This is a genomic window from Streptomyces mutabilis (assembly GCF_014649815.1).
Lineage (GTDB): Bacteria > Actinomycetota > Actinomycetes > Streptomycetales > Streptomycetaceae > Streptomyces > Streptomyces mutabilis.
Genome location: NZ_BMTT01000019.1, coordinates 45,659 through 68,630, shown reverse-complemented (window position 1 = coordinate 68,630; position 22,972 = coordinate 45,659). Strand labels below are relative to the sequence as shown.

The following is a 22,972-nucleotide window of genomic DNA, read 5'->3' as shown; positions in this document are numbered from 1 at the left end:
GCTGTTCCGGTGCGGTGGCGGAAAACGATCTCTCAAATATACCTTCCCGAAGGTATATTTTTGGGCCGGTGCTGGCGGAGGTCTTGCGTGTTTCGGGTGCGCGTGGGGCGCTCGGGGTGATGCTGAAGGCCGGAGGAACCTGGGGCCTGTGGCTGGATTCCTCTCCAGGAGCGGCACTGCACGTGGTGTCCCGGGGCACTATGTGGCTCCACGTCCCAGGCGAGAATCCTCTTCAGGTGCAGGCCGGAGACGCCGTCCTGGTGTCGCCGGGCACCGCACACGGGATAGCCGGCGGCGCCGACGTGACGATGGGCTCCTGCGACCGGGAAGAGGCGGCCCGGGCTTTCGGCGATGGCCGGGCCCTGCGGCTGGGCTCGGCGCCGGTGCAGACGGAAGTGATCGTCCTGCACTACGAGCAGGACCCGGAGGTGCGCACACCGGTGCTCACCTCCCTCGCTCGGCCGATGCACGTCACAGCCCGGGAGAACGCGCAGCTCAGAAGGACCGTCGAACTTCTCGCTGCTGAGCTCGCACAGCCGCAGATCGGCACCACCGCCGCCATCAACAGCATCGTCGACCTTCTGCTCGTCCAGTTCGTACGCGCCTGGCTGGCCCGCCGCCCGCAAGAGCAGTCCGGCTCATGGCTGGGAGCGATGCGTGATCCGGTCGTGCGCGACGCTCTGGCATGTGTCCACGCCCAACCGGAACACCCCTGGACCACGGAGACCCTGGCCGCCGCGACGAGCGTCTCCCGGGCGACGCTGTCCAGGCGTTTCCGGTCCGCCCTCGGACAGACGCCGGGCGCGTACGTGACGCAGTGGCGCATCGACCTGGCGTCCGTCCGGCTCCGCGATACCGATGAGCCGGTCGAGTCGATCTCCGGCGCGGTCGGATACGGCTCTCCGCACGCTTTCAGCCGTGCCTTCAGACGTGCCCGAGGCACGGCCCCGGGCGAGTACCGTTCTCGGCTTCGCAAGTGATCCGGGCTCGGGAGAGGTCAGCACCAGTCAGGTGCCGTCCCCCACTGCCCACATCGGCACGAGGAATACGCGACACCTCAACATGCGAGCCCACCAGTCCCACGGCCAAAAGCAGCCGACACCTCGTTGCCCGACAACGCACTTGCCTAATGAACACCGGGAGCGAGGACCTTCCCGCTCGCCAGGTGCAGCACGTGCAGGACACGGCCGAGCGAGTCGACGACGATCGCGCCGCAGGTGACGTGTCCGGTGAAGGTGGAGCGGCTGGCGATGTCGGTGGGACGGTCGAGGGCGGCCAGGAGTCCACCGAGCTGCGCGCGCTCGTGAGGATGGCGAGCGAGGTAGGTCTCGACGGTGGTGCGGATGTGATCGTGCGAAAACGGCATGGGGCTGCTTCCAGAGGGACGTGGAACGGGACGTCGAGGCGGGGTGGCGTTCGGGCCTGCCGTGTCCCCTCCGCCGGGACAGCGGGCGACGAGGAACGGCCAGGGGTGATCAGGGAGTGTCGCCGCTCATCCGGCGCTGCAGTTCCCACAAGGTCCGGAAGAGACCGGGTTGCTGGGTGAGCTGTGCGTACGTGCCCTCTTGGACGATCCGCCCTTCATCCAGAACCACGATCCGGTCGGCGACTGCCACGTTGGTGAGCCGATGCGTGATCAGCAGAACGGCGCGATCCTTGGCGAGTTCGCGCAGGCCGGCGAAGATCCGGTGCTCGGCGCGGGCGTCGAGGGCGGCCGTGGGTTCATCCATCACCAGCAGCGCCGCCTGCCGGTGGAACGCGCGGGTGAGGACCAAGCGCTGCCACTGCCCGCCGGAGAGCTGCTGCCCGCCGAACCACTCGCTGGTCAGCAGGGTGTTCAGACCGGAGCGCAGGCCCGGCAGCATCTCCGCGGCGCCGGACGCCTCGCATGCGGCCAGCAGGGCCGCGTCGCTGGTGTCGCCCTGCCCGAACGTGATGTTGTCGCGCATCGTCAGCGGCAGGTACGTGAACTTCTGCGGCACCAGCGCGACGTGCTCCCACGACCCCCACGGGTCCAGGTCCGCGGTGGAGGCGTGGTCCCAGGCCACGACGCCCGCGGTGGGCAGCAGCAGCCCGCACAGCAGGCGCGAGAGGGTCGTCTTTCCGGAGCCGTTCTCCCCGACCAGCGCCACGATCTCCCCGCGCCGCAGGTGCAGGGAGACGTTGCTCAAGCTGTCCGCCGGTGCGCCGTCGTAGCGGTACGTGACGTCACGGACCTCGAACCGCTCAGGAGCCGCGGTCACGGGCGCGGTGCCGCGGGAGTCGGCCATGGCCTGGCCATGGGCGTTGTCGAGGAAATTCTGCCAGTCCTGCACATACCAGCCGGTGCGCACCAGGCGTGCCCCGCCGTTGATGATGCCGCGCACCGAGCCGGTAGCGGTCTGGAGAGCGAAGACGGCGCCGCCGCCGGCCGCCAGGCTCATCCGACCGGAGGCCAGGAGCCACAGCAGCGCCGCCCACACCGCCATCGAGGCGATGCCGCCGGCCACTGCTCCGGCCAGCCCCATCCGGGCACCGGTGTTCGCGGCTCGGCGTTCGGCGGCGTTGACCGAGGCGGCCAGCCGCCGGTACCGGCCGATCAGGAAGGGGCCGGCCAGGCAGGCGCGCATCTCCTCACTGGACTCCTGATAGGCCATGTGCCAGCGCAGCTTGCCCAGCATCCGGCGTCGCCCGGACGTCTCCAGGCCGGCGAGGTAGATCACGCGGGCGGAGCGGACGTAGGCGGCGGCCTGCGGCAGGCAGGCGAGGAAGAGCAGGGGAAGGAGCAGGGGGTGCAGGACGGTCAGGACGGTGGCGCCGGCGGCGAGCACGGCGGTCGCCGCGAGGACGTCCTGCGCTTCTTCGACGAGGTCGGGTGTGACCTGGGCGCCGCGGTCGGCGATGTCGTAGGCGTCGTTGTAGCCGGGCTTGTTGTTGGCGGCCAGTTCCGCGCCGAGCGCGGCCTCGATCATCGTCAGCTCCGCCGCCCGTCCGAGCACCGGGCGCAGACGGCCGGTCAGCCAGACGACGGCGATGCCCAGCAGCGCCCGCAGGCCGGTGGCGGCGGCGATGACGGCCAACTGCGGGGCGGCGTCCCACAGCCGCTCGGTGATGTCGCCCGAGGAGATCAGCGCGGTGATCGTGCCCGTGACGGCCAGGAGGCCCAGGGCCGCGAGGACGCCGGTCCCCGTCTGGCAGACCAGCAGGCCGACGGTCGCGCCGCGGTCCACGCGCCAGGCCATCTGCACCGAGCGCCGCACGAGCGCGGGCAGGCGCCGCGCCATGGTGCGGGAGGTCAGCAGGGAGCCGGCCTGAAGCCTCGACTTGTCGCGGTAGAGGTATTCCTCCTCTCGAACACCGGCAGCCTCCGGTTCCTCCTCCGGCGCGGTCCCCTCGGGCGGTTGTGGCGGCTGGTCCTGCGTAATGGCCGAGGTCATCGTTCCCCCTAGGACGGTCGCTGCGGCAGCGTCGCTGGATCTAACGACACGGCTGCGATATCGAACACACGTCATTCGGCCGTGCTGGAGAGCCCGCCGTTTCCTGCGTCAGCGGACCCGCGGGCGCGGGATCCCTGGTCCGGCACGGAGCGGCTGTGGGCAGGCAATGGCCGAAACGCCGACACCGCCGAACGGCGTGGACGGTACGGCGGGGCATCCGAGTAGTCCCGCTCCCCAGCGGGGATCACCACGCAGGTATCAAACCCCGCGCCACCAGCCGCTTCCCCCACCTCACCGACCCCCAGGTCATGCTCTTCGAGACCGCCGACGGGCTCCGCATCGACCTCGAGGTCTTCGTAAACTGCCAGAACGGCTACGGCATCCGGTGCGAGACCGTGGGGGAGACCGGGCTGGTGCGGCTGCCGGACCCGGCCACCGTGGCCGTGCGCGGCGCCGGGCGGCACGGCACGGCGGTCCTCCAGGACTGGAAGGACCGGTTCACGGACGCCTTGACACCGAGTTCCGCGAGTGGATCGCGGGACTCGCGGCCGGCGAGGAGCCCACCGGGCCGTCCGCCTGGGACGGCTACGCCGCGACCGCCATCACCGGCGCCGCCGTCCGCCTGGAGTCCGGGCAGGCCCGAGAACGTCGGCATGAAGCCCCGCCCCGCCTTCTACGCCCCCCGGAGCGCCACGTGAAGATCGCCATCGACCCGTACATGTTCCGCGCGCTGCCCATCGACGAGATGGTGCGCACCGTCGCCGAAATCGGTTACGAGTACATAGAGTTGGCCGCCGCGCGACGACTTCATGCCCTTCTTCCTGCACCCCAGGGCGGACGACGGGCGCGTAGCCGAACTGAAGCGGGCGCTGCGCACCCACGGCGTGCGGCTGTCGTCCGTACTCCCGCTCTACAAGTGGTCCTCACCCGACGAGACCGAGCGGCAGGCCGCCGTCCGCTACTGGAAGCGGATGATCGAGATCACCGCCGGTCTGGAATGCCATGAGCTCGGAGTTCAACGGACGACCGGAACGCGCCGCCGAGAGCGAGGCCGCTTCCTGGCAGTCCATGGAGGAGCTGCTGCCCGTGTTCGAGCGGGAGGGGATCGCCCTCAACCTGAAGGCACACCCGGACGACGCGAGGTCGACTGGGACGCCTTCTTCGGCACCCTGCGCGAGCTGGACTTTCGACGGGGTCGCCACGGCCTGCGTCTTCGCCTGGGAGGAACGCGCCCGCGAATCCTCGGCGTTCATGCTGGACCGCATCACCAAGGAGCTGTCCGGATGAGAACGGGCGCCTCGCGCGGCGGTCCCGCACGACCGCCCGCCGCGCGAGGCGCCGGCGGCCGCTCCCGCGCGCACGCGCCCACCGTGTGACGTGATAGAAGCGGACATGACCATTTCGCCCCAGCCCGTACGCCCGGACGGCCGCCGATGACCGCCGGTATCGACACCCCGGACCGGCGGGGCCGCACCGGACTCGACCGGGCAGGCCAGGACCTGACCGGCAACCCCCGGGTAAAGATCACGGACGTACGGCTCCTCTCCAGCCACTGGTACGTCGAACGCACCACGACCTTCGCCTTCCAGCGCGCCGACGGCACCTGGAGCACCCAGGAACGCGAGACCCACGATCGCGGCAACGGCGCCACCGTGCTGCTCTACGACACCGCACGCGAAACCGTCCTCCTCACCCGGCAGTTCCGCCTCCCCGTCTACGTCAACGGTCACCCCGACGGCATGCTGATCGAGACCCCTGGCGGTCTGCTCGACGACGAGGACGAGCACCCCGAGGTCGCGGTGCGGCGCGAGGTCGTGGAGGAGACCGGGCACACCGTCGGCGAGGTCCGGCACGTCTTCGACGTCTACATGAGCCCCGGTTCGGTCACCGAGCGCGTGAGCTTCTACGCCGCCGCCTACGGTCCCGCCACCCGCACCCACGAGGGCGGCGGACTGGACGAGGAGGGCGAGGACATCGAGACCCTCGAGCTGCCCTTCCGCCAGGCCCTGGAGATGATCCGAACCGGCGAGATCGCCGACGCGAAGACCATCATGCTGCTCCAGTGGGCGGCGCTGGAGGGGCCGTTCGCCGTCCTCGTCCGCGAAACCGAGGACGGCGGGGCCGAGAAAAGGAATGGCCCACCCGGCCCCCGGTGACTACCGTCACCCGGCGTGGACACCACCGACCCGAAGGACATCGTACGGCGCGGTTACGACGCCGTGGCGGCGCGCTACGACGAGGCGTACGGCGGTGACACCAAGTACCGGGCGTGGCTCGGCGAACTCCGCCGACTGCTTCCGCCCGGCGGTACCGTCCTCGACCTCGGCTGCGGCAGTGGTGTGCCGGTCGCCCGCACCCTGACCGAGGCCGGGCATCCGGTCACCGGCGTCGACATCAGCGAGGTGCAGATCCGCAGGGCGCGCGAGCGGGTTCCGGGCGCCGAGTTCCACCGCGCCGACGTCACGGACGTCGCCTTCGAGGCCGGTTCCTTCGACGCCGTGGTCTGCCTCTACGCCCTCATCCACCTCCCGTCGGCCGAACAGCCGCCGCTGCTGGGCCGGGTCGCCCGATGGCTGCGACCGGGCGGCCGGTTCGTCGCCACCACCGGGCACCATGCCTGGACCGGCGTCGAGGAGGACTGGCTCGGCGGCGGCGTCCCGATGTGGTGGAGCCACACGGACGCCGCCGGCTACCGGGAGTGGATCACCGGGGCCGGCCTGACCGTCGCACGCGAGGAGTACGTACCGGAGGGCGACACCGGGCACGCCCTCTTCTGGGCGCGCAAGCCCGTCAGCCCCTGACCAGCAACTGGAAGTCGAACGCGTACCGGGACGCCCGGTAGACGTGCGTCCCGTACTCGACCGGCCGGCCGGTGTCGTCGTACGCCGTGCGCTGCATGGTCAGCAGGGCGGCGCCCTCCTTCTCGTCGAGGCGCGCGGCCTCCTCACCGGTGGCGGCGCGGGCACCGACGGTCTGGCGCGCGCTGTGCAGGGTGATGCCGGACGCGCGCATCATCCGGTACAGGCCCGTCGACTCCAGCCGGGCGCCGTCCAGGTCCAGCAGCCCCGCCGGCAGGTAGTTGCACAGCAGCGCCACCGGCTGGCCGTGGGTGAGGCGCAGCCGCTCCAGGACGGTGACCTCGCCGCCCTCCGCGGCACCGAGGGCCGCCGCCACGTCCGCCGGGGCCGGGACGCCCTCGTTGCGCACCACCCGGGTGGTGGGCCCCTGCCCGGCCGCCTCCAGGTCGTCGTAGAGACTGCTCAGCTCGAGCGGGCGCTTGACCTGGCTGTGCACCACCTGCGTGCCCACCCCGCGCCGCCGGACCAGGAGTCCCTTGTCGACCAGGGACTGGATGGCCTGGCGGACGGTGGGCCGGGACAGGCCGAGGCGGACGGACAGGTCGACCTCGTTGCCCAGGAGGTTGCCCGGGGCGAGGACGCCGTGCTCTATCGCCGACTCCAGCTGCTGGGCGAGCTGGTAGTACAGCGGCACAGGACTGCTCCGGTCCAGGGCGAAGTCCAGGGTGCTGAGCGCGGGGGCGGTCACGGCACGTGCGGGGTCGCCGGTTCTCGCCATGGACGTACCTCCCTTGCGTGGGTGTCGAGCTGTCAGAGGTGGCGGCGCCGGTCGGCGACGGCGCGTTCGTACCGCGCACGGGCGTCGGGGACGGCCGCCCTGGCGGACACCTCGGCGACCGGCACGTCCCACCAGGCCTCGGCGGCCGGCGCGGTCGGCGTGGGGTCGGTCTCGACGTGGACGCAGGTCGGACGGTCCGACGCGCGGGCCGTCCGCAAGGCCTCCCGCAGCTCGCGTACGGTCTTCGCGCGCAGCACCTCCATGCCGAGGCTGGCCGCATTGGCGGCGAGGTCGACGGGGAGGGGAGCGCCCGTGAAGGTGCCGTCGGCCACCCGGTGCCGGTAGGCGGTGCCGAAGCGCTCCGCGCCCACCGACTCGGACAGGCCGCCGATCGAGGCGTAACCGTGGTTCTGGACCAGGAGCAGTTTCACCGGCAGGTTCTCCTGCACGGCGGTGACGATCTCCGTCGGGTTCATCAGGTACGTGCCGTCGCCGACCAGGGCCCACACCGGCGTGCCGGGCGCGGCCTGCTGGACGCCGAGCGCGGCCGGGATCTCGTAGCCCATGCAGGAGTAGCCGTACTCCAGGTGGTACTGGCGCGGGGAGCGGGCCCGCCACAGCTTGTGCAGGTCTCCGGGAAGCGAACCGGCCGCGTTGATCACCACGTCCTCGTCGCCGACAACCGCGTCCAGCGCGCCCAGCACCTGCGTCTGGGTGGGCACGGCGTTGTCGTCGTCGGCGCGGTAGGCGGCCTGCACGACCTCGTCCCAGCGGGACTTGCCGGTGCGGTACTCGGACTCGTACGCCGCGTCCACCCGGTGGCCGGACAGTCCCTCCGCCAGTGCCGCGAGCCCGGTCCGCGCATCGCAGACCAGGGTGCGGGCGGCGAGCTTGTGGGCGTCGAAGGCGGTGATGTTGACGTTCAGGAAGCGGACGTCCGGGTGCTGGAAGAGGGTGCCGGAGGCCGTGGTGAAGTCCGTGTAGCGGGTGCCGACGCCGATCACCAGGTCGGCGGTGCGGGCGAGGTCGTCGGCCACGGTGGTGCCGGTGTGGCCGATGCCGCCGAGGTCGGCCGGGTGGTCGTGGCGCAGCGCGCCCTTGCCGGCCTGGGTGGAGGCGACGGGGATGCCGGTGCCGTCCACCAGTGCCCTCAGCGCCTCCTCGGCCTCGCTGTGGTGGACGCCGCCGCCCGCGACGATCAGCGGCCGTCCGGCGGTCCGCACCGCCCGGACCGCCTCGGCCAGCTCCACCGGATCGGGTGCCGGGCGCCTCACCCGCCAGACGCGGTCGGCGAAGAACTCCTCGGGCCAGTCGTACGCCTCCGCCTGCACGTCCTGGGGCAGCGCGAGGGTGACGGCGCCGGTCTCGGCCGGGTCGGTGAGCACGCGCATCGCCTGGAGGGCGGAGGCGATGAGGGCCTCCGGGCGGGTGACGCGGTCGAAGTAGCGGGAGACGGGGCGCAGGGTGTCGTTGACGGACACGTCGGCCTCGGTCGGGTGCTCCAGCTGCTGCAGCAGCGGGTCGGCGGCGTGCGAGGCGAAGTAGTCGCCGGGCAGGAGCAGCACCGGGAGGCGGTTGATCGTGGCGAGCGCGGCGCCGGTGACCAGGTTGGTGGCGCCGGGACCGATGGACGTCGTCACCGCCTGCGCGGACAGACGGTTGAGGTGTCGGGCGTGGCCCACGGCCGCGTGCACCATGGCCTGTTCGTTGCGGCCCTGGTGGTACGGCATGACGTCCGCGTACTCGACCAGGGCCTGGCCGATCCCGGCCACGTTGCCGTGGCCGAAGATGCCCCAGGTGCCCGCGATCAACCGGCGCCGTACGCCGTCGCGTTCGGTGTACTGGGCGGCCAGGAAGCGCACCAGGGCCTGGGCGGTGGTCAGTCGGCGGGTGGCGGCGGCGCTCATGCGGACCTCTCCGGTGCGGTGTAGAGGGGGAGCCGGTCATCGACGGGCCGGTCCGGCCATGTGTCGCGGATCCAGGCGTGGTCGGGGTGGTCACAGATCAGCCAGGCGCGTTCGTCCCCCGGGCCGGCCATGACGTTGAGGTAGTACATGTGGTGGCCGGGGACGGCCATCGACGGACCGTGCCAGCCGTCGGGAATCAGTACGACGTCCCCGTCGCGCACCTCGGCGAGCACGTCGGTGCCCTGTCCCTGCCCGGACGGGGAGACCCGCTGGTAGCCGAGGCCGGGGGTGCCGTCGTGGTCCGCGAACTCGAAGTAGTAGATCTCCTCCAGCACCGACTCCCGGCCGGGGCGGTGCTCGTCGTGCTTGTGCGGCGGGAAGGACGACCAGTTGCCGCCTGGGGTGATGACCTCGACCGCGATCAGCTTGTCGCACTGGAACGTCCCCGCCGCGCCGAAGTTGTTGACCTGCCGCGAACAGTTCCCGGTGCCCCGCAGCTCCACCGGCACCGAGGAAGCCGGGCCGTAGCGGGCGGGCAGGCGGCGGGTGCAGCGGGCGCCGGTGAGGGCGAACCGGCCCCCGCCGTGCGAGGTCACGGTCGTGCGGGCGTCGCGCGGTACGTACGCGAAGTCGCTGACGCCGCTGAACACGCTCTCGCGGCCGGTGAGTTCGAAGGTCTCCTGGCCGAAGTCGTCGGCCGTGGCGACCGTGCAGCCGCCGCTGAGCGGGAGGACGATCCACTCGCTGTCGTCGCTGTCGAAGGTGTGGCTGCCGCCGGGCGGCAGGTGGAGCACGCGCAGGCTGGAGTGATCCCAGCCGGCCTTCTCGGGTGTCACGTCGACGGCCAGTGCGCCGTCCACCGCCTTGCCCGCCGGAAGGTGATACGTCATCTCCTCGTCCTTCTTCTCGTCAGTGCCTTCGTGAGCGTCCTCGTGGGTCACACTCGTGGATCACAGCAGTCCGACGGCCGTGTCCACCGCCTGTTCCACGCTGCCGTCGGCCGGGTAGAGCAGTGAGCGGCCGACGACCATGCCCTGCACGGTGGGCAGCCGGAGCGCCTTGCGCCAGCGTTCGTAGGCGGCGGCCTGGTCCGCGGGGGAGCCGCCTATGTCACCGCCGAGCAGGACGGCGGGAAGCGTCGAGGTCTCCAGCACCTCGCCCATGTCGTCCGGGTCGTGGGTGACGGGCAGTTTCAGCCAGGTGTAGGCGGAGGTGCCGCCCAGGCCCGAGGCGATGGCGATGGAGCGGGTCACGGCCTCGGCGGACAGGTCGTTGCGGACCCGGCCGTCGACGCGGCGGGCGATGAACGGTTCGACGAAGACGGGCAGTTCCCGCGCGGCCATCGCGTCCACCGCGCGGGCGGTGGCCTCCATGGTGGTCAGCGAGCCGGGGTCGTCGTAGTCGATGCGCAGCAGCAGCTTGCCCGCGTCGAAGCGCAGCCGGGCGATGTCCTCGGCGCGGTGGCCGGTGAAGCGGTCGTCCATCTCGAAGGCGGCGCCCGCGAGGCCGCCGCGGTTCATCGAGCCCATGACGACCTTGTTCTCCAGCACCCCGAGCAGCAGCAGGTCCTCCAGCACGTCGGCGGTGGCGAGCACGCCGTCCACGCCGGGCCGGGACAACGCGGTGCACAAGCGTTCCAGCAGGTCGGCGCGGTTGGCCATGGCGAGCCGACGGTCGCCTACGCCGAGCGCGCCGCGTGCCGGGTGGTCGGCGGCCACGATCATCAGGCGGCCGGAGTCGCCGACCAGTGGGCGGCGCACCCGGCGGGCCGCCGCCTCGGCGATCGCCTCCGGGTGCCGGGCTCTGACCGAGGTGAGGTCGGGGATGCTGAGGGACAAGGCGTTGCTCCGTTCAGGGAGTGGCTCGCGCGAGGAGGTCGTCGACCTCCGCCCCGGTGGGCATCGCGGAGGAGCAGGCGAGGCGGGAGGCGACGAGGGCGCCGGCCGCGTTGGCGTACCGCATGGTCCGCTCCAGGTCCCAGCCGGAGAGCAGACCATGGCAGAGCGAGCCGCCGAACGCGTCGCCCGCGCCGAGGCCGTTGACCACCTCGATTGGCACCGGCGGCACCTCGGTGCTGCGCCCGTCGCGGTGCACGGCCAGGACGCCCTTGGGGCCCTGTTTGACGACGGCCAGCTCGACCCCGGCCGCCAGCAGCGCCTCCGCGCAGGCACGCGGTTCGCGCACGCCCGTGGCGATCTCGCACTCGTCGAGGTTGCCGACCGCGACGGTCGCGTGCCGCAGGGCCTCGGCGTAGTGGGGGCGGGCCTGGTCGGGGTCGGTCCAGAACATGGGGCGCCAGTCCAGGTCGAAGACCGTGGTGCCGGACTTGGCGCGGTGGGCGAGGGCGGCGAGGGTCGCCGTGCGGCTCGGCTCCTCGCTCAGTCCGGTGCCGGTGATCCAGAAGACGGCGGCGGCACGGATCGCGTCGAGGTCCAGTTCCTGGGAGTGGATCTCCAGGTCGGGGGCCTTGGGGCGGCGGTAGAAGTACAGCGGGAAGTCGTCCGGCGGGAAGATCTCGCAGAACGTGACGGGAGTCGGGTACGCGGCGACCGGGGTGACCCAGCGGTCGTCGACGCCGAACTCCTTCAGCGCCCCGTGCAGATAACCGCCGAACGGGTCGTCGCCCGTGCGGGTGATGACGGCCGTGGCAAGGCCGAGCCGGGCGGCCGCGACCGCGACGTTGGCGGCCGACCCGCCGAGAAACTTGCCGAAGGTCTCAACCTCCGCCAGGGGTACACCGGTCTGCAAGGGATAGAGATCGACCCCGATGCGGCCCATCGTGATCAGATCGAAACGCGGGACTGACTCGGCCATGTGCGACGCTCCTCTGGCTGGGCGGGGGCCTGCCGCCTCCCAGGTGTATGACTCCTGGGCGACCATGTCAATACTTTGTACTTACATTCGGACCTGCTTGTGAAATGATGTCTTGACAAAGTATTGACAGCGGGCGCCTCAAGGACTTGTATCCGGTCCCAGCGCAGCAACAGCCGTTCTTCTCTGGTCTGGCACACGGCTTCCCGTCGCACAGTCGCACAGTGAGGTGCAGGAAAGATGGACCGCTCTTCGCACGCCCGCTCCCGCAGAATCGCCCCCGCCGTGGCCCTCGCCGCCGCCGCGGCGCTCACCCTCGCCGGCTGCTCCAGCAGCTCCGGGGGCAAGAAGGCCGACGAGGAAGGGGGCTCGGGTGCCTCCGCGGGCAAGGCGAACACCCCGCGCATGACCGTCGCCCTGGTGACCCACCAGGCGCCCGGCGACACGTTCTGGGACATCGTCCGCAAGGGCGCCGAGGCCGCCGCCGCCAAGGACAACATCAAGCTCGTCTACTCAGCTGACCCGAACGCCGGCAACCAGGCCAACCTGGTGCAGAACGCGATCGACCAGAAGGTCGACGGCATCGCCGTCACCCTCGCCAAGCCGGACGCCCTGCGCAGCGTCATCGGCAAGGCCGAGAAGGCCGGGATACCCGTGGTCGGGCTCAACTCCGGTCTGGCGGACTGGAAGGAGCTCGGCCTGCTGGAGTTCTTCGGCCAGGACGAGACGGTGGCGGGTGAGGCGCTGGGCAAGCGGCTGAACGACGACGGTGCCGAGAAGGCCGTGTGCGTGATCCACGAGCAGGGCAACGTCGGCCTCACCCAGCGCTGCGACGGCGTGAAGAAGACCTTCGAGGGCTCCATCGAGAACCTCTACGTCAACGGCACCGACATGCCCTCGGTGAAGTCGACGATCACCGCCAAGCTCAAGCAGGACGGCGACATCGACCACCTGGTCACCCTCGGCGCCCCGTTCGCCATGACCGCCGTGCAGTCGGTGGACGAGACCGGCAGCAAGGCGAAGATCGCCACCTTCGACCTCAACAAGGAACTGACCGGCGCCATCGAGAAGGGCGACATCGAGTTCGCCGTCGACCAGCAGCCCTACCTCCAGGGCTACCTCGCCGTCGACGGCCTGTGGCTGTACAAGAACAACGGCAACTACAGCGGCGGCGGTGAGCAGCCGGTGCTGACCGGCCCGGCCTTCGTCGACGAGTCCAACGTGAAGGCCGTCGCCCAGTTCGCCGCGAAGGGCACCCGGTGATGAGCATGACCCAACAGGCTGAGCCGGCGGTGGGCACACCGCCGGCCCCCGGCCCGAAGGAGACCGACGGGCGGACCAGGCAGCGTTCCATGACGCTGCGCCTGCTCGCCCGGCCCGAGGTCGGGGTCTTCCTCGGCGCCGTCGCCGTGTTCGTCTTCTTCCTGATCGCCGCGCCCTCGGTGCGCGACGGCAGCTCCATGGCGACGGTGCTGTACCAGTCGTCCACCATCGGCATCATGGCGCTGCCGGTCGCCCTGCTGATGATCGGCGGCGAGTTCGACCTGTCGGCCGGTGTCGCCGTGGTCACCTCGGCGCTCACCGCGAGCATGCTCAGCTACCAGCTGACCATGAACGTCTGGATGGGCGTGATAGTCGCCCTCGTGGTCTCCCTGGCGGTCGGCGCGTTCAACGGCTGGGTGCTGGTGAAGACCGGCCTGCCGAGCTTCCTGGTGACGCTCGGCACCTTCCTGATCCTCCAGGGCGTGAACCTCGCGGTCACCAAGCTGGTCACCGGCAACGTCGCCACCGACGACATCAGCGACATGGACGGCTTCGACCAGGCCAAGGCCCTCTTCGCCTCCTCCTTCGACGTCGGCGGCGTCCAGGTGAAGATCACGGTCGTGTGGTGGCTGGCCTTCGCGGCCCTGGCCACCTGGGTGCTGCTGCGCACCAAGTACGGCAACTGGATCTTCGCGGTCGGCGGGAGCAAGGAGTCCGCCCGCGCGGTCGGCGTCCCCGTCACCTTCACCAAGATCACGCTCTTCATGCTGGTCGGTTTCGGCGCCTGGTTCGTCGGCATGCACCAGCTGTTCTCCTTCAACACCGTGCAGTCCGGCGAGGGCGTCGGCCAGGAGCTGATCTACATCGCCGCGGCCGTCATCGGCGGCTGCCTGCTCACCGGCGGCTACGGCTCCGCCATCGGCCCCGTCTTCGGCGCCTTCATGTTCGGCATGGTGAACCAGGGCATCGTCTACGCCGGCTGGAACCCCGACTGGTTCAAAGCCTTCCTCGGCGTGATGCTGCTCGGAGCCGTCCTCATCAACCTGTATGTCCGCCGCGCGGCGACCCGGAGGTGACAGCGATGACCAGCAAGACCACCGGCACCCACGGCGCCGTCCTCGCGGACCCCGCACCCGAGCGGGAAGGCCGGCCGATCGTCGAACTGCGCGGCGCCGGCAAGGCCTACGGCAACGTCCGCGCCCTGCACGGCGTCGACCTCGCCGTCCGTCCCGGGCGGGTGACCTGCGTCCTCGGTGACAACGGTGCCGGCAAGTCCACCCTCATCAAAATCATCTCCGGGCTGCACCAGCACACCGAGGGCGATTTCCTCGTGGACGGCGAACCGGTGCGCTTCGGCACCCCGCGCGACGCCCTCGCCCGCGGCATCGCCACCGTCTACCAGGACCTCGCCACCATCCCGCTGATGCCGGTGTGGCGGAACTTCTTCCTCGGCTCCGAGATGACCAAGGGCCCCTGGCCCGTGCGCCGTCTCGACATCGCCCGCATGAAGCGGACCGCCGACGAGGAACTGCGCAACATGGGCATCGTCCTGGACGACCTGGAACAGCCCATCGGCACCCTCTCCGGCGGCCAGCGCCAGTGCGTCGCCATCGCCCGCGCCGTCTACTTCGGCGCCCGCGTCCTCATCCTCGACGAGCCCACCGCCGCCCTCGGCGTCAAGCAGTCCGGCGTCGTCCTCAAGTACATCGCCGCCGCCCGGGAGCGCGGACTCGGCGTCATCTTCATCACCCACAACCCCCACCACGCCTACCTGGTCGGCGACCACTTCAGCGTGCTGCGCCTGGGCACCCTCGAACTGAGCGCCGCCCGCGCCGACATCACCCTCGAGGAACTCACCAACCACATGGCGGGCGGTGCCGAACTCGCCGCCCTCAAGCACGAACTGGCGCAGGTCGGCGGGGTGGACGTGGCGGCCCTCCCGAAGGAGCCGGAGGCCCCCGCGGCCGGCGTCCCCGACCCGGCCGGCGACACCCCCGCGTCAGACGCCCCCGCGTCCGACACCGCCGCACCCGCCGAAGGGAAGGCCTGACATGCCCGCTGCCCTGGACCGCATCCGCGTCGGCTCGGCTCCCGACTCCTGGGGCGTCTGGTTCCCCGACGACCCGAAACAGGTCCCCTGGGGACGGTTCCTGGACGAGGTCACCGAGGCCGGCTACGAGTGGATCGAACTCGGCCCCTACGGCTACCTCCCCACCGACCCGGCCCGCCTCACCGACGAGGTGATCCGGCGCGGACTCAAGGTCTCGGCGGGCACCATCTTCTGCGGGCTGCACCGCGGCCCCTCCGAATGGGACGGCACCTGGGAGCAGGTCAGCCGCGTCGCCGCCCTGACGCAGGCGATGGACGCGAAGCACCTCGTGGTCATCCCGTCCTTCTGGCGCGACGACAAGACCGCCGAGATCCTGGAGCCGCCGGAGCTGACCGGCGAGCAGTGGGCGCACCTGACCAAGGGCATGGAACGCCTCGGCCACGAGGTGAAGGAGACCTACGGCCTGGACATCGTCGTCCACCCGCACGCCGACACCCACATCGACACCGAGGAGCACGTCGAGCGCTTCCTCGACGCCACCGACTCCGACCTGGTGAGCCTCTGCCTGGACACCGGCCACTACGCCTACTGCGGCGGCGACAGCGTCAAGCTGATCGAGACCTACGGCGAGCGCATCGGCTACCTCCACCTCAAGCAGGTCGACCCGGAGATCCTCGCGGACGTGCGCGCGAACGGCGTCCCGTTCGGGTCGGCCGTGCAGCGCGGGGTGATGTGCGAGCCGCCCGCCGGAGTGCCCGAGCTGGGCCCGGTGCTCACCGCGGCCCAGAGGCTCGACGTCGACCTCTTCGCCATCGTCGAGCAGGACATGTACCCCTGCGAGCCCGACAAGCCGTTGCCCATCGCCGTCCGCACGCGCAGGTTCCTGCGCTCCTGCGGGGCCTGAGGGCGCATACGCGGCCACCCGGCCCGGCCCTCCCGCCACGAGCCGCGGGGCCGGGTCGTTCGCGTGCGTCCCCGCTCGGCGAGCCGTTCCCAGTGCCGCGCGCTAGCGTGCAAGGCACACCGTTCATCCCGTCCGGGGAGGTTGACATGGTCTCGCGCCTCAACCCGTATCTCAGTTTCGACGGCGACGCCCGCCAGGCGATGGAGTTCTACGAGCGGGTATTCGGCGGAACGCTCGCGCTCAACACCTTCGGAGCCTTCGGCGACGCCGATGCCCCGGAGGCCGACAAGATCATGCACGGCATGCTGGAGACGCCGAGCGGCTTCACCCTCATGGGCGCCGACACCCCGCCCGGCATGGAGTACACCCCGGGCACCAACTTCGCGGTGAGCCTCAGCGGCGACGACGAGGCGGAGCTGCGAGGCTACTGGGAGAAGCTGTCCGCGGGCGGCTCCGTCGCCGTTCCGCTGGAGAAGCAGATGTGGGGAGACGTCTTCGGCATGTGCACGGACCGGTTCGGCGTCCCCTGGATGGTGGACATCAGCGAGCCGGCGGGCTGACCGCTCGGTCCACCGGCCCGCCGGGCATCCCGGTCCGCTTCAGCCCCGCCGCACCTCCGCGACCGTCACGGGACGGTGCTCTCGCAGCGACAGCGTGCACGCCTCGGCGATCCAGCCTGCCTCCAGCGCGTCCTCGATCGTGCAGGGGGAGGGGCGGGCACCCGCTACGACCTCGGTGAACGCGGTCAGTTCGGTGCGGTAGGCGGTGGTGAAGCGGTCCATGAAGAAGTCGTGCGGGGTGCCGGCCGGGAAGGTGGCGCCGGGCTCGACCGAGCGCAGCGGCAGCTTGTCCTCCAGGCCGACGGCGATGGAGTCCGCGAAGCCGTGGATCTCCATGCGGACGTCGTAACCGCGCGCGTTGTGACGGCTGTTGGAGACCACGGCGATCGTGCCGTCGTCCAGGGTGAGGATCGCGCCGGTGGTGTCCGCGTCGCCCGCCTCCCGGATGAAGTCGGCCCCCCGGTTGCCGCCGACGGCGTACACCTCGCTCACCTCGCGGCCCGTCACCCAGCGGATCACGTCGAAGTCGTGCACCGAGCAGTCGCGGAAGATGCCGCCGGAGGCGGCGATGTACGCGGCCGGCGGCGGCGCCGGGTCGAGGGTGGTCGACCGCACGGTGTGCAGCTTGCCCAGCTCGCCCCGCCGCACGGCCGCCCGCGCCGCGACGAAGGCGGCGTCGAAGCGGCGGTTGAAGCCGATCTGCACCGGCACGTCACTACCTGCGATCGCCTTGAGCACCTCGACGCCCTCCGCCATGGTGCGGGCGACGGGCTTCTCGCAGAAGACGGGCACGCCGGCCTCGACGGCGGCCAGGATCAGGCTCGGGTGGGCGTCGGTCGCCGCCGCGACCACCACACCGTCCACCCCGGCGGCCAGCACCGCCTCGGGGGAGTCCGCGATCTCGGCGCCGAACCGCTCGGCGGCCGACCTCGCGGCGTTGGCGAACGGGTCGGCGACGACGAGCGAGTCGACGGCGTCCAGTGAGGCGAGGGTCTCGGCGTGGAAGACGCCGATGCGGCCGAGGCCCAGGATTCCGATGCGCATGGTTCTCGTTGCTCCTTGTGCGTGGTTGCCGTGTCAGGCCCGCCGTGCGTGGTGGACGTGCCGGGTATGCGGTGCGTGCCTGCCGTGCGTGCCGGGCAGGTGGTGAGTGGCTGCCGTGCGCGCCCGGCCCGCGGTGCCGTTGCCGGTCGTCCGTCCTCAGTCCAGGCCGCCCAGGACGTTCTGGTCCCAGTCGATCACCGAGCCCGTGACCACCCCGGACCGGTCCGACAGCAGCAGGACCACGAAGTCGGCGATCTCGTCCGGCTGCCCCAGCTTCCCCATCGGCAGTCGGGCGGCGGCCCGCTCGCGCCAGTCGTCCCCGGCGCCGTGGAAGGCCCGCTGGGTCGCGTCCTCGCCCTCGGTCGCCGTCCAGCCGATGTTCAGGCCGTTGATCCGCACCCGGTCGAAGCGGTGGGCGTGCGCGGCGTTCCTGGTCAGGCCCACCAGACCGGCCTTGGCGGCGACGTACGGCGCCAGGAACGGCTGACCGCCGTGCGCCGACGACGTGATGACGTTGACGACGGTGCCGGGCGCGCCCCGGCCCACCATGTCCGCGACCGCCGCCTGCATGGCGAAGAACGGCGCTCTGAGGTTGATCGCGATGTGCTGGTCGAACAGCTCGGGTGTGGTGTCCAGCAGCGTCCCCCGAGAGGTCAGCCCCGCCGAGTTGACGAGGCAGTCGACGCGGCCGTACGCCTCCACCACCCGGCCCACGGAGGCCTTGGCCTGCCCCGCGTCCGCCAGGTCGGCCCGTACGAACATCGCCTTGCCGTCCGCCGCCGTCAACTGGGCCACCAGTGCCTCGCCGGGTTCCGGGCGCCGTCCCGTGACGGCCACCGTCGCGCCCTCCCGCACGGCGGCCCGTGCGATCGCCGCGCCGACCCCCTGGCTGCCGCCGTTGACGAGGACGACCTTGTCGTCGAGCAGTGTCATCGTGTCTCCCGGCGTCCGACGCCGGCCCGCAACTGGGCCTGGAGCACGTCCGGCGTCCACTCCTCGCGCAGCGCCCGCCGCACGACGTCCGCCTGGGACGGCGGGGCCAGACCGTCCACGGGCGGATCGCGATCGAGGTTGGTGGGGAAGGGGTAGCCCTCGGCGCTCGCGGCGATCACGTTCTCCACCCACCGCCCTTCCACGCCCTCGGCCTTGCGCTTCAGCAGCACGGGGAAGACGGCGTTCGCCACCGCCTCCCGGTCCACGGTCTCCATCGCGCGGCCGAAAGCGGAGGAGATCTGCAGCAGGTTGGCCATGCGGCGGATGCCGGACGAGCGGTTGGTGCCCGCCGCGTGGAACAGGGCCGGGTTGAAGAAGACCGCGTCGCCCTTGGTCAGGGGAAGCTGCACGTGGTGGGTGTCGAAGTAGGCCCGGAACTCCGGGAGCCGCCAGGCCAGGTAGCCCGGTTCGTACTTCTGGGAGTACGGCAGGTACATCGTGGGGCCCGACTCCACGGGCATGTCGCAGTGCGCGACCGCGCCCTGGAGTGTGAGCACGGGGGAGAGGCGGTGCACGTGCGCCGGGTAGGCCGCCGCGGCCTCGTTCGAGAGGAAGCCGAGATGGTAGTCGCGGTGCGCGGCCTGGGCCGCGCCGCCCGGGTTGACCACGTTGATCTGGGAGGTGACCTGGTAGCCGGGGCCGAGCCAGGCCCGGGCGACCAGGGCGAGGGCGCCGTTGGCGTAGTAGTCGGCGAACGCCTCGGGGTCGTGCCGGGCGGTCTTCTCCAGCGCGTTCCACACCCGGTCGTTGGCTCCGGGTGCGGCGAAGTGGTCACCGGCGGTGGCGCCCGAGGCGCGCTGCTCGGCGATCAGCGCGTCGAACACGGCGGTGGCCCGGTCGACGACCGCCGGGTCGGGGAAGGCGCCCTTGAGGACGACGATGCCGGGGCCGTCGGCGAGGGCGTGGACGAGTTCGGCCGCCGTCCCCGGATCGTCGCGCAGCCCGCCTGCGTCGTACACGGGGACGTTCTGTCCCACGGAGGCGGCCCGTGGATGGCAGTCGGGGTCGGTCGGCCGCTCGACGAGCGCGCGGAAGGCGTCGAGGTCGCAGACCCGTTCGGAGAGGTGGGCACTGGAGGAATCGCGGGGAGCGGAGGACATCGTCGTCCCTTCGGTGACGGGGCGGGGAGGAGCGGGGCGGTGCCGACCGGCGGGGCAGTGAGAGCAGGGGAGGGCGGTCCGACAGCGTCCCGCCGGGCCTGCCACGGTCACTCCTCGGGGCGTACCTCCGCCCAGGCGCCGCGCGCCGCCGACCGCGCCACCGCGTCCAGCACGGCCGCGCTGTGCACGGCGTCCGGGAGGGTGGCGCCGTACGGGGTCGCCTCGGCGATCGAGCGCAGGAATCGGTGGGCCTCCACCACCTTGAGGTCGTCGTAGCCCATGGCGTTGGCGGCCCCCGGCTGGAAGGCGCCGAACTCGCCGTGCGCGGGGCCGACGTAGACCGTGCTGACGGGCTGGTCCTGGTAGGCCGAGCCGCGGCTGACGCCCAGCTCGTTCATGCGGCGGAAGTCCCAGAACACCGCGCCGGTGGTGCCGTGCACCTCGAAGCCGTAGTTGTTCTGCTCGCCGACCGAGACCCGGCACGCCTCCAGGACGCCTCGGGCGCCGGAGGCGAAGCGCAGCAGGCAGCTGACGTAGTCCTCGTTCTCGACCGGGCCCGACTCACCGCCCGAGGCCCGCGCATGACCGGCGGTGGCCGCGGTCGGGCGGGCCCGCTCCGGCAGGAAGATCGCCGTGTCGGCGGTCAGGGACGCGATGTCGCCGAGCAGGAACCGGGCCAGGTCCGCGCCGTGCGAGGCCAGGTCGCCGAGGACCCCGCTGCCGCCGCGCTCGCGCTCGTAGCGCCACGTCAGTGCGGATTCGGGGTGGGCGGCGTAGTCGCTGAAGAGGCGGATGCGGACATGGGTGACGGTGCCGATCTCCCCGGCGGCGATCAGTTCGCGGGCGGCCTCGACGGCGGGCGCGTTGCGGTAGTTGAAACCGACCGAGCCCTGCACGCCGGCCTTGGCGACGGCGTCGGCCACGGCCCGGGCGTCGTCGAGGGACAGGCCGACCGGCTTCTCGATCCAGATGTGCTTGCCCGCCTCGGCCATCGCGACAGCGATCTCACGGTGCAGGAAGTTCGGGGCGGTGATGCTGACCGCGCGGACCCGGGGATCCGCGGCCACGTCCCGCCAGTCGCGGGTCGTCGAGGCGAAGCCGAACCGAGCGGCGGCCTCCTCGGCCCGCCCGGGCACCTCCTCGGCGACCGTCACCAGCTCGGGACGGAGGGCGAGCTGCGGATAGTGGTGGCGGACCCGGGCGTACGCCTGGGTGTGCACCCGGCCCATCCAGCCGAAACCGACGACGGCGACACCGAGTGCGTCCACCATGAGAGCCCCTCTTCGGACCGGTCCCTGCTCTGTCCCGCCCACCCTCTGCGGAGCGTCGGCATCATGTCAACCTTTTGACAGGACAAAGCCCGGGACCGGCCCACGTCGTCCGGGTCGAGGCTCGCAAGCTCGAACGGCAACGGCGACCATCCGGCCGCCGACCGCTTGGCCCTGGAAGCCCGTGTCCTCGCCCAGGCCATCGGCTGCCCGGCGGAGGGCGAGATCATCGGCGCCCCGCCCGTCTTCTGCTTCGAGCCGCACCAGCCCGAGATGGCGGCTGCAGGCCCGAGACCTGCTCGACACCACCGAGGTGTGGGAGACCAAGCGCAAGGCCATGGAGTACCTCGCCACCCAGCAGCACCTGTGGGACTACTCCATCGACCTGGCCGTCCGCCGGGGCGTCCGGCTCAAGCGCAACGCGGGCCCGACCCGGGCCTGGCCCACAGGACCATGGCCGAGGCGTTCATGTGCCCGTACCCGCAGATCGCGAAGGAGCTGGCATGAGCGGCGTCATCGTCACCGACCCGCCGGAGGCCGACGCCGAGCACGCAGAGGCGCTCGCCGGGTACGGTGTGGGCACCGTCGGCGAGGCCATGGGACGCACCGGCCTGCTCGGTCCGGAGATCCGGCCCGTCCAGCAGGGCGTACGCCTCGCGGGCATCCGCGACACCCAGGAGCTGCGCGCGAGAGGGCTTCGCCGCCTGGTCCCGGGCCGTCTGCGTGCAAGGCACCGTGAAGGCCACCGGCGGCTTCGTCCTGGGCCGACCGGCACCGCGAACCCTCGCGGCGCACGCGCGGACGGCGCCGGCCGGAGTCGTGGCCCGGGGCGGCCCCGCCGGAGTCCCCACGCGGCAACCGGGCGCGGCTCCGGGGAGGGCGAAGCCACCTGACGGCCTGCCGAGCCGGGCCGGGCGGGCGAGCCGCCCCACCCAGCCGACCGCAGGTCGCCTCACCGCCCCCGGCGCGACAGCCACGCCGCCGTCACCGCGCCGGAGACGTTGTGCCAGACGGAGAAGACCGCGGCCGGCAGGGCCGCCAGGGGGCTGAAATGGGCAGTGGCCAAAGAAGCCGCGAGGCCGGAGTTCTGCATGCCGACCTCGAAGGCCATCGCGCGGCTCGCGGGTTCGCCCAGACGGCCGAGGCGTCCCGCGCCGTAACCCAGCGCCAGCCCGAGGCCGTTGTGCAGCACCACCGCGAGGAACACCATCGCCGCGGCCGACTTGATGGCGTCGGCGCTGCCCGCCACCACCACCGCCACGATCACCGAGATCGTCATAGCGGACAGCCAGGGCAACACCGGCAGCACCCGCTCCACGTAACGCCCCGCCAGCAGCCGCACGGCCAGCCCCGCGAGAACCGGCAGCAGTACCGTCTTGAGGATGTCGGTGACCATGGAACCGGCGTCCACCGGCAGGTACTCACCCGCCAGCAGCAGCGTCAGCGGCGGAGTGACCAGAGGAGCGACCAGCGTCGAGACGGTGGCGACGGAGACCGACAGGGCGACGTCGCCCCGCGCCAGGTACGTCACCACGTTGGAGGCCGTGCCGCTGGGGGCGCAGCCGACGAGGATGACACCGGCCGCGAGCTGCGGCGGGAGGTCCAGCACGTGGGCGACGGCCCAGCCGAGCCCCGGCATGATGACGTAGTGCGCGACGAGGCCGAGGGCCACCGCCCAGGGCCGCTTGGCGACCCCGCGGAAGTCCTCCGGGGTCATGGTGATGCCCATGCAGAACATCACGACACCCAGCAGGTACGGCACCGACTCGCTCCACCCGGTGAAACCGCCGGGGAACAGCAGACCGAGGGCGCCGGCCAGGAGGACGAGGACGGGGAAGACGGTCACCGCGCGCCGCGCGGAGCGGTCGCCGTCGTCGCTGAGGTGTTCGGGTCGTTCGGTTCGCACCGTGCGAGGTAACGCCCGGTGGACGGCCCGACGCAACGCCGTCTCGCGATGTGATCATCGGCACGGTTCGCGCAGGTGGACCCGGTGGACGACATCTCGGTCCCCTGAAGGGCCTGCCTTCGCCGATCCACCCGGGACCGCGTAGGGCGGCGTGCCCGTCCCGAGGGATGAGGT

20 protein-coding genes and 4 pseudogenes are annotated in these 22,972 nt (G+C 71.7%); 12 read left to right on the top strand and 12 right to left on the bottom strand.

Features of this window, described 5'->3' with window-relative positions:
- Positions 1 to 68 precede the first annotated feature (68 nt).
- Positions 69 to 980, top strand: a complete 912-nt coding sequence (locus IE142_RS28950; protein ID WP_191888520.1) for an AraC family transcriptional regulator — start codon at positions 69 to 71, stop codon at positions 978 to 980.
- A gap of 146 nt (positions 981 to 1,126) precedes the next feature.
- On the opposite strand, the gene IE142_RS28945 is transcribed toward IE142_RS28950, so the two are convergent.
- Together IE142_RS28945 and IE142_RS28940 are read right to left on the bottom strand one after the other, a co-directional pair.
- A complete protein-coding gene (locus IE142_RS28945) occupies positions 1,127 to 1,366 on the bottom strand; it encodes an NUDIX hydrolase (protein WP_229830948.1) in 240 nt (79 codons plus the stop codon).
- A 109-nt stretch (positions 1,367 to 1,475) separates the two neighbouring features.
- Positions 1,476 to 3,416: an ATP-binding cassette domain-containing protein gene (locus IE142_RS28940; protein WP_191888478.1), complete on the bottom strand. Its 1,941-nt coding sequence runs from the start codon at positions 3,414 to 3,416 to the stop codon at positions 1,476 to 1,478.
- A gap of 257 nt (positions 3,417 to 3,673) precedes the next feature.
- Here IE142_RS28940 and IE142_RS28935 point away from each other — a divergent pair.
- The 4 genes and pseudogenes from IE142_RS28935 to IE142_RS28920 all read left to right on the top strand — a co-directional run.
- A pseudogene (locus IE142_RS28935) lies at positions 3,674 to 4,114 on the top strand (Gfo/Idh/MocA family oxidoreductase); the annotation flags it as partial.
- A pseudogene (locus IE142_RS28930) lies at positions 4,111 to 4,703 on the top strand (sugar phosphate isomerase/epimerase family protein). The pseudogenes IE142_RS28935 and IE142_RS28930, both read left to right, overlap by 4 nt.
- Positions 4,704 to 4,849: 146 nt before the next feature.
- A complete protein-coding gene (locus tag IE142_RS28925; RefSeq protein WP_191888476.1) occupies positions 4,850 to 5,572 on the top strand; it encodes an NUDIX domain-containing protein in 723 nt (240 codons plus the stop codon).
- Positions 5,573 to 5,587: 15 nt separating this feature from the next.
- Positions 5,588 to 6,217 (top strand): class I SAM-dependent methyltransferase, encoded by a 630-nt coding sequence (locus tag IE142_RS28920; protein WP_191888475.1) that lies wholly within the window; start codon positions 5,588 to 5,590, stop codon positions 6,215 to 6,217.
- Here IE142_RS28920 and IE142_RS28915 read toward each other — a convergent pair.
- The 5 genes from IE142_RS28915 to iolC are packed head-to-tail and all read right to left on the bottom strand — an operon-like array spanning position 6,207 to position 11,713.
- A complete protein-coding gene (locus tag IE142_RS28915; protein ID WP_191888474.1) occupies positions 6,207 to 6,992 on the bottom strand; it encodes a GntR family transcriptional regulator in 786 nt (261 codons plus the stop codon). The two genes, IE142_RS28920 and IE142_RS28915, sit on opposite strands and share 11 nt — an antisense overlap.
- Positions 6,993 to 7,024: 32 nt before the next feature.
- The gene (iolD, locus tag IE142_RS28910) at positions 7,025 to 8,899 is read right to left on the bottom strand and encodes a 3D-(3,5/4)-trihydroxycyclohexane-1,2-dione acylhydrolase (decyclizing) (RefSeq protein ID WP_191888473.1); all 1,875 of its coding nucleotides are present in this window, start codon (positions 8,897 to 8,899) and stop codon (positions 7,025 to 7,027) included.
- Positions 8,896 to 9,789, bottom strand: coding sequence for a 5-deoxy-glucuronate isomerase (gene iolB, locus IE142_RS28905; RefSeq protein ID WP_191888472.1), 894 nt, complete (start codon positions 9,787 to 9,789; stop codon positions 8,896 to 8,898). The genes iolD and iolB overlap by 4 nt, the downstream gene beginning before the upstream one ends.
- Positions 9,790 to 9,849: 60 nt before the next feature.
- Complete coding sequence (locus tag IE142_RS28900) at positions 9,850 to 10,737, bottom strand: Cgl0159 family (beta/alpha)8-fold protein (RefSeq protein WP_191888471.1); 888 nt, start codon at positions 10,735 to 10,737, stop codon at positions 9,850 to 9,852.
- Positions 10,738 to 10,750: 13 nt separating this feature from the next.
- Positions 10,751 to 11,713: a 5-dehydro-2-deoxygluconokinase gene (iolC, locus tag IE142_RS28895; RefSeq protein WP_191888470.1), complete on the bottom strand. Its 963-nt coding sequence runs from the start codon at positions 11,711 to 11,713 to the stop codon at positions 10,751 to 10,753.
- Positions 11,714 to 11,950: 237 nt separating this feature from the next.
- On the opposite strand from iolC, the gene IE142_RS28890 reads away from it, so the two are divergent.
- The 5 genes from IE142_RS28890 (at position 11,951) to IE142_RS28870 (ending at position 16,487) form a co-directional block, all read left to right on the top strand.
- Positions 11,951 to 12,973 carry a sugar ABC transporter substrate-binding protein gene (locus tag IE142_RS28890; protein ID WP_191888469.1) on the top strand — a complete coding sequence of 341 codons (1,023 nt, stop codon included), beginning with the start codon at positions 11,951 to 11,953 and terminating at the stop codon, positions 12,971 to 12,973.
- The gene (locus IE142_RS28885) at positions 12,973 to 14,049 is read left to right on the top strand and encodes an ABC transporter permease (RefSeq protein ID WP_191888468.1); all 1,077 of its coding nucleotides are present in this window, start codon (positions 12,973 to 12,975) and stop codon (positions 14,047 to 14,049) included. Before IE142_RS28890 ends, IE142_RS28885 begins: the two co-directional genes overlap by 1 nt.
- A gap of 5 nt (positions 14,050 to 14,054) precedes the next feature.
- Positions 14,055 to 15,023 (top strand): ATP-binding cassette domain-containing protein, encoded by a 969-nt coding sequence (locus IE142_RS28880; RefSeq protein WP_191888467.1) that lies wholly within the window; start codon positions 14,055 to 14,057, stop codon positions 15,021 to 15,023.
- 1 nt (position 15,024) lies between these two features.
- Positions 15,025 to 15,927 (top strand): sugar phosphate isomerase/epimerase family protein, encoded by a 903-nt coding sequence (locus tag IE142_RS28875; protein WP_191888466.1) that lies wholly within the window; start codon positions 15,025 to 15,027, stop codon positions 15,925 to 15,927.
- A gap of 146 nt (positions 15,928 to 16,073) precedes the next feature.
- A complete protein-coding gene (locus IE142_RS28870) occupies positions 16,074 to 16,487 on the top strand; it encodes a VOC family protein (RefSeq protein WP_191888465.1) in 414 nt (137 codons plus the stop codon).
- Between the two features lie 39 nt (positions 16,488 to 16,526).
- Here the strand turns inward: IE142_RS28870 and IE142_RS28865 are convergent, their stop codons facing one another.
- From IE142_RS28865 to IE142_RS28850, 4 genes are all read right to left on the bottom strand, one after another.
- The gene (locus IE142_RS28865) at positions 16,527 to 17,531 is read right to left on the bottom strand and encodes a Gfo/Idh/MocA family protein (RefSeq protein ID WP_191888464.1); all 1,005 of its coding nucleotides are present in this window, start codon (positions 17,529 to 17,531) and stop codon (positions 16,527 to 16,529) included.
- Positions 17,532 to 17,687: 156 nt separating this feature from the next.
- Complete coding sequence (locus IE142_RS28860) at positions 17,688 to 18,464, bottom strand: SDR family oxidoreductase (RefSeq protein WP_191888463.1); 777 nt, start codon at positions 18,462 to 18,464, stop codon at positions 17,688 to 17,690.
- Positions 18,461 to 19,624, bottom strand: coding sequence for a phytanoyl-CoA dioxygenase family protein (locus tag IE142_RS28855; RefSeq protein ID WP_191888462.1), 1,164 nt, complete (start codon positions 19,622 to 19,624; stop codon positions 18,461 to 18,463). Before IE142_RS28855 ends, IE142_RS28860 begins: the two co-directional genes overlap by 4 nt.
- Positions 19,625 to 19,731: 107 nt before the next feature.
- Positions 19,732 to 20,895 carry a Gfo/Idh/MocA family protein gene (locus IE142_RS28850; protein ID WP_191888461.1) on the bottom strand — a complete coding sequence of 388 codons (1,164 nt, stop codon included), beginning with the start codon at positions 20,893 to 20,895 and terminating at the stop codon, positions 19,732 to 19,734.
- 138 nt (positions 20,896 to 21,033) lie between these two features.
- Between IE142_RS28850 and IE142_RS37035 the strand changes: the two are divergent.
- Positions 21,034 to 21,399: pseudogene (locus IE142_RS37035) on the top strand (PIG-L family deacetylase); the annotation flags it as partial.
- Positions 21,396 to 21,651, top strand: a pseudogene (locus IE142_RS28845) (RraA family protein); the annotation flags it as partial. The pseudogenes IE142_RS37035 and IE142_RS28845, both read left to right, overlap by 4 nt.
- A gap of 193 nt (positions 21,652 to 21,844) precedes the next feature.
- On the opposite strand, the gene IE142_RS28840 reads toward IE142_RS28845, so the two are convergent.
- Positions 21,845 to 22,798: a bile acid:sodium symporter family protein gene (locus tag IE142_RS28840; protein ID WP_191888460.1), complete on the bottom strand. Its 954-nt coding sequence runs from the start codon at positions 22,796 to 22,798 to the stop codon at positions 21,845 to 21,847.
- Positions 22,799 to 22,972: the final 174 nt, after the last annotated feature.

What these genes read in the sequence shown, in the direction of transcription:
- IE142_RS28885 (WP_191888468.1), top strand. Translation starts at nt 12,973, where the DNA reads ATGAGCATGACCCAACAGGCTGAGCCGGCGGTGGGCACACCGCCGGCC.
- IE142_RS28870 (WP_191888465.1), top strand. Translation starts at nt 16,074, where the DNA reads ATGGTCTCGCGCCTCAACCCGTATCTCAGTTTCGACGGCGACGCCCGC.
- IE142_RS28890 (WP_191888469.1), top strand. Translation starts at nt 11,951, where the DNA reads ATGGACCGCTCTTCGCACGCCCGCTCCCGCAGAATCGCCCCCGCCGTG.
- IE142_RS28945 (WP_229830948.1), bottom strand. Translation starts at nt 1,366, where the DNA reads ATGCCGTTTTCGCACGATCACATCCGCACCACCGTCGAGACCTACCTC.
- IE142_RS28860 (WP_191888463.1), bottom strand. Translation starts at nt 18,464, where the DNA reads ATGACACTGCTCGACGACAAGGTCGTCCTCGTCAACGGCGGCAGCCAG.
- IE142_RS28875 (WP_191888466.1), top strand. Translation starts at nt 15,025, where the DNA reads ATGCCCGCTGCCCTGGACCGCATCCGCGTCGGCTCGGCTCCCGACTCC.
- IE142_RS28880 (WP_191888467.1), top strand. Translation starts at nt 14,055, where the DNA reads ATGACCAGCAAGACCACCGGCACCCACGGCGCCGTCCTCGCGGACCCC.
- iolD (WP_191888473.1), bottom strand. Translation starts at nt 8,899, where the DNA reads ATGAGCGCCGCCGCCACCCGCCGACTGACCACCGCCCAGGCCCTGGTG.
- IE142_RS28940 (WP_191888478.1), bottom strand. Translation starts at nt 3,416, where the DNA reads ATGACCTCGGCCATTACGCAGGACCAGCCGCCACAACCGCCCGAGGGG.
- IE142_RS28850 (WP_191888461.1), bottom strand. Translation starts at nt 20,895, where the DNA reads ATGGTGGACGCACTCGGTGTCGCCGTCGTCGGTTTCGGCTGGATGGGC.
- IE142_RS28915 (WP_191888474.1), bottom strand. Translation starts at nt 6,992, where the DNA reads ATGGCGAGAACCGGCGACCCCGCACGTGCCGTGACCGCCCCCGCGCTC.
- IE142_RS28865 (WP_191888464.1), bottom strand. Translation starts at nt 17,531, where the DNA reads ATGCGCATCGGAATCCTGGGCCTCGGCCGCATCGGCGTCTTCCACGCC.
- IE142_RS28925 (WP_191888476.1), top strand. Translation starts at nt 4,850, where the DNA reads ATGACCGCCGGTATCGACACCCCGGACCGGCGGGGCCGCACCGGACTC.
- IE142_RS28855 (WP_191888462.1), bottom strand. Translation starts at nt 19,624, where the DNA reads ATGTCCTCCGCTCCCCGCGATTCCTCCAGTGCCCACCTCTCCGAACGG.
- iolB (WP_191888472.1), bottom strand. Translation starts at nt 9,789, where the DNA reads ATGACGTATCACCTTCCGGCGGGCAAGGCGGTGGACGGCGCACTGGCC.
- iolC (WP_191888470.1), bottom strand. Translation starts at nt 11,713, where the DNA reads ATGGCCGAGTCAGTCCCGCGTTTCGATCTGATCACGATGGGCCGCATC.